4 protein-coding genes are annotated in these 4,155 nt (G+C 47.5%); 1 reads left to right on the top strand and 3 read right to left on the bottom strand.

What is annotated here, in order from left to right; genetic code table 11:
- Nucleotides 1-260: 260 nt before the first annotated feature.
- From QA600_RS22705 to QA600_RS22695, 3 genes are all read right to left on the bottom strand, one after another.
- Nucleotides 261-389, bottom strand: a complete 129-nt coding sequence (locus tag QA600_RS22705) for a hypothetical protein (RefSeq protein ID WP_278294212.1) — start codon at nucleotides 387-389, stop codon at nucleotides 261-263.
- A 247-nt stretch (nucleotides 390-636) separates the two neighbouring features.
- The gene (locus QA600_RS22700) at nucleotides 637-1,587 is read right to left on the bottom strand and encodes a CPBP family glutamic-type intramembrane protease (protein ID WP_278294211.1); all 951 of its coding nucleotides are present in this window, start codon (nucleotides 1,585-1,587) and stop codon (nucleotides 637-639) included.
- Nucleotides 1,588-1,911: 324 nt separating this feature from the next.
- Nucleotides 1,912-2,154 (bottom strand): HalOD1 output domain-containing protein, encoded by a 243-nt coding sequence (locus tag QA600_RS22695; protein WP_278294210.1) that lies wholly within the window; start codon nucleotides 2,152-2,154, stop codon nucleotides 1,912-1,914.
- A gap of 338 nt (nucleotides 2,155-2,492) precedes the next feature.
- Between QA600_RS22695 and QA600_RS22690 the strand changes: the two genes are divergently transcribed.
- Entirely contained in the window at nucleotides 2,493-2,966 is a 474-nt protein-coding gene (locus QA600_RS22690) for a helix-turn-helix domain-containing protein (protein WP_278294209.1), read from the top strand.
- The last annotated feature ends 1,189 nt before the right edge of the window (nucleotides 2,967-4,155 follow it).

Genomic DNA, 4,155 nt, shown 5'->3' with positions numbered 1-4,155 from the left:
AGTACTAACAGGATCTATTACCCAACTAAGCCTGCGACACTGAGTCGCAAACGGATGGGCTACCACCACCTGCACCATAGGCCCATCCCCTAATCCTCACGTCAGTCAACCACTGAACTCGTCAAAAACATCTCGCTCGAAGAGTGATTTAGAGCGGCGACACTGGTGTCCTCAACGGGGTAGTTTTACATTCTGTATCCGGTGTGACCCACACTCGGTTTTCATTCGGTATCCGGTGTGTCCACCCTATTCGCCGTCACTCAAGAACCCTCAAATTGATGCTCCCACGTCCGGTGATGTGCCTCGTTCCCGTGGATTAATACAATTGCATCCCCATCTCCTTCCATCTCGTAGTACATATCTTCCCCGTCGATTCCTACGTATGCCATACCTTAACACATCCATTCAAACAAAATAACTATTTTTCTACACATTAACATTTTGATTACTTTTGATATTTGTGACATGGTCACGATGCGACTTATATAACGCCTGCCGAGAAGCGGGCATCGGTAAATCATTTCAACAGGCTCGATTCGACTTATGTGAATAATGCGCAGTGACTGCTGTAAAAGGTTAAGTCTTTAACGGATGTCGGTGAGAGTTAGTGGGAGTTGTATTGATTTTGTACCACCACTAAAGCGACTGTGGGATCTCTCCTGTATCGTGTGTAATCGAATCCTTTCGGTAATACACCCAGGCTGCCAAGATAGCCAAGCCAATAACCCACGAGACCGCCAGTGTTCCACCCACTGCATCAAACGGGGCTGGAGGATTGTGCTCAATCATTATCACGTGTGGTATACCAGGAAGGCCATCACCCGGATGGAACAACCAGCCTCCCATATTGGCACCAGCGTTCACTCCAATGGCGAACGCAGCGTTCCCCGTCCAAAAATAGCTCAGAACCATCACTGATCCTACAGCAAACCAAATAAAGACTGGGCCGCTGAGAGGTAGTTCTCCAAATGCTCCTGGATCACCATAAACGAAGAAGTGCAAGATCGAAAAGAGAAGACCACCGCCGATCACGGCCGTTGCTACAGCAACTTGGGCAGAACCACCGTGCGCTCGTGCGCCTTCCGCTAGATTCTGACCTACGATACCTGTATATGCGATTCCTTCCGCGATCGCTCCTCCAAGGATGTAAACAAGAAAGAAGAGAACACCCCATCCTGCGAGTACTACGAAACTCTCGTCAGTGATTGATTCGACCGAGATCCAGCCGAAGAACAGACTCAATCCGACATAGACTGTGAATACGACCAAAGGGGTGATGAATCCAGCTAATCCATCCAGCCACCATGATCTGGAAAGATTCAAACCGTACTCTCTGACTGGTCGGCGGTCAATGAACCGTGCGAATCCGACGAGAAAAATCAGTGCCATCGCAGTCATAAAAAACATAAATATACTCATCAGGAGATGCTGGCCCATTGGATCACCAACAGTAGCGAAAGCAATGAGCGGGACGAGTAATTGTGGTAAAAAGAGTACCAGGATTAGTCCGAGAAGAATACGCCACGTTGCTCGAATACGAGTCTCTTCCTCACCGTAGATAATGTGTCTTATGTTATCATATATCATTCTGGGCGCACATATGTAGACGAGATATTAAAATTTAATGCCGTGAACACTCCGTAACGGCGTCAATAGATATCGCTTCGACGCGTTCACCGATTCAGCCTCTTTGAAGGCGTAGGAGTCTCGCGATAGCGCTATTGCGATGAGCAGGTTATCCTGTACATGTTCAGTTGGCAGCTGCGCCACAGGTTGGTCTCTCCTCCGCACTTAAATTTGAGTTCGTCATCAAGTAATCTACAGCGGCGACACTGGTGACCCACCACGGGTGGTTTTTCATCCTGTACCCGGTGTCCACCCTACTCGGTCTCACCCGATACTGGAACCCACTCAATCGTCAGTGATAACCACTCCATCACCATCAACGCGAACCCGATACCCATCAACGACAAACGAAACAACGACGCGACTATCGCCGGACACGACCTCATCAAGTGCATCAGGATTGATATAGTCGTTCAGCGGTGACGAGAGATCGCACGGTTCAACGTTCTCAAGAACCGCAATAGCGTTCACCACGACGGTGCTTGGATTTCTGGTTGACCAATCGTACTGGCCCTGAATCGACTCCACCCCCCTCGTCAGAGTCGCTCATAGTAACGTAATGACGCTGCAATAGCATATATATTTGTTAGTATGCGAGTGATATCACAACAATTCTTTTAGATGGAATCCTCATAACTCGAGGAGTTGGTTGAGGAACCCTTCTTCTCTCAACAAAGAATTTTGAACCCACACTTCTCTCTCGAGGGAACTCGAGAACCTGCTTTACCGCCTTGACCAGGGGTCTATAGTTGACGCTACGCTATTGCCTTGAGAATCACAACAGAAATTCGCAACCAAAATAGCAAGCAGAACACCCTGACCAATTCGCTATACAAACCTATCAAGGAGCAGATATGAATGTAACTATGGCCGAACTGCCAGAACGAGACCTCGAAGTACTGTCTCTCGTCGCAGAGTACGAACCAGCACGAGCATCGACAATCGCAGAAGCCGTCCACTGGGCTGACAGCAACGGTGACATCAACTACCGCCTCAAGAAACTCGAGCAGCAAAGGTTGATCCGGCGTGAAGAAGTCAAAGACGACCGCTACCCCCTAAACCCGAAAGAAACTTGGATCACACAGGAAGGACATAACGAGTTAGCAGACCTAACCCGGAGCCGCCCTCAGACATTAGAGGAGCGTGTAGAATGGGTCGAGAAGCAAACCGGGAGGATGCAGAAGACGTACGGTGAAGTCAAACACCGCATCGTCAATTCTGAAGACGACATCGACAGTCTAAGAGAGGATATCGAAAAGTTGGATGGTGAGGTTGACGAAATCTCGTTGAAACTCGACCGGCTTCTTGACGCTCTTGAAGGATTGGAGCATCACAAGTGATCCAACGGTAACTGATTTTTACGGTCTGTTGAAGTTCTTCAAACCAGACAAAAATAGCGTGGTGAACACATAGCGCAAATGGATCAGAATCAACAGCGCACTGTCAGCGGGTGAGCGCGGCACCTCCTCACTCGAGGGGCGACAATAAACGACCACGGCTGACATCGGTACCACTAACTACGCCGTCTCGCGGTGCCAACAGATATCTCTGCAACGGCGCCAGTCGACGAAAGTAGCAGCCGCGATTCTTTTCAGCCTTAAAAGTCATCCTCGTTACCGCTGTAACACCAACTCCACGATAAGAGCGGGTGAACCGATGAGTCTACCAGGGAAGATCGCTGACCCCGGCACAGATAGCGACGAATAACATTTGACAGGCTTATTAAATAAATGCCGACACACAATGCTGCCACTCACACGTATCTTCGATGGAAATCAAGACGCAAAGAGAGATAGAATCCGTCGCCGCATAAAGAACATTAAATACTCGAATGTTCCATACGTTCCCATTTAAATAGTCTATATCTTTATTTCAAAATAATTTTTTCACATATAGGTGTATCTACTACTACACTCACTTCAAACCACGAGGACAAATTAGGGCCGAAAACGGAAGATAACGGAGAATCAGCGGGTGCAAACCGCGGAAACAACCGCTGTCCATCGGTGATCGTAGATCACCTTGGACTGTATCAGTACCCTCGGTGTAGTGTAAGAGTGTTGGATTAATAAACATTTCCCTCTAGCAGTATTCTTGAAAAGACTATGCTACTTCGACGCCGGGAACAAGAAACTTAATCAAATCTATGATTTCGAAGACTTTTCATTTCCTCTAACGGCATCTATCGACACTCACGTTAACTCTATGAGCAGCGTTGTGCAGACGAAATTCCTCTCACTATCCGTCTGAGTCCTGACGGAGTGTGAAAAAATAATTTTTGAATAATTCTACTAGACACTTAAGGGAAGAAAGTCGTAAATATCTCCAAAGCTATAGATTATTATGTAAGGATGGAAGTTCCACAAATCATCAAAGACAGATTCAAATCTGAGGCCGAGAACCGAGGTGAAGACCCCAAGAAGGCCCTTGAACGACTAATGACCGACTACATTGCTCAGCGAGATCAAGATGCTCGACTTAACGATATCCACGAAATAGTCACCAGTAACGACATAGAGACTAACCAAT

It is taken from the genome of Natronococcus sp. A-GB1, from assembly GCF_029688845.1.
Taxonomy (GTDB): Archaea; Halobacteriota; Halobacteria; order Halobacteriales; family Natrialbaceae; genus Natronococcus.
The sequence above is the reverse complement of the archived record's forward strand: the minus strand, read 5'-3'. Positions and strand labels throughout refer to the sequence as shown.

Bases quoted from the DNA above. Each gene is read 5' to 3' on its own strand.
- QA600_RS22705 (WP_278294212.1), bottom strand. From the start codon at position 389: ATGGCATACGTAGGAATCGACGGGGAAGATATGTACTACGAGATGGAA.
- QA600_RS22700 (WP_278294211.1), bottom strand. From the start codon at position 1,587: ATGATATATGATAACATAAGACACATTATCTACGGTGAGGAAGAGACT.
- QA600_RS22690 (WP_278294209.1), top strand. From the start codon at position 2,493: ATGGCCGAACTGCCAGAACGAGACCTCGAAGTACTGTCTCTCGTCGCA.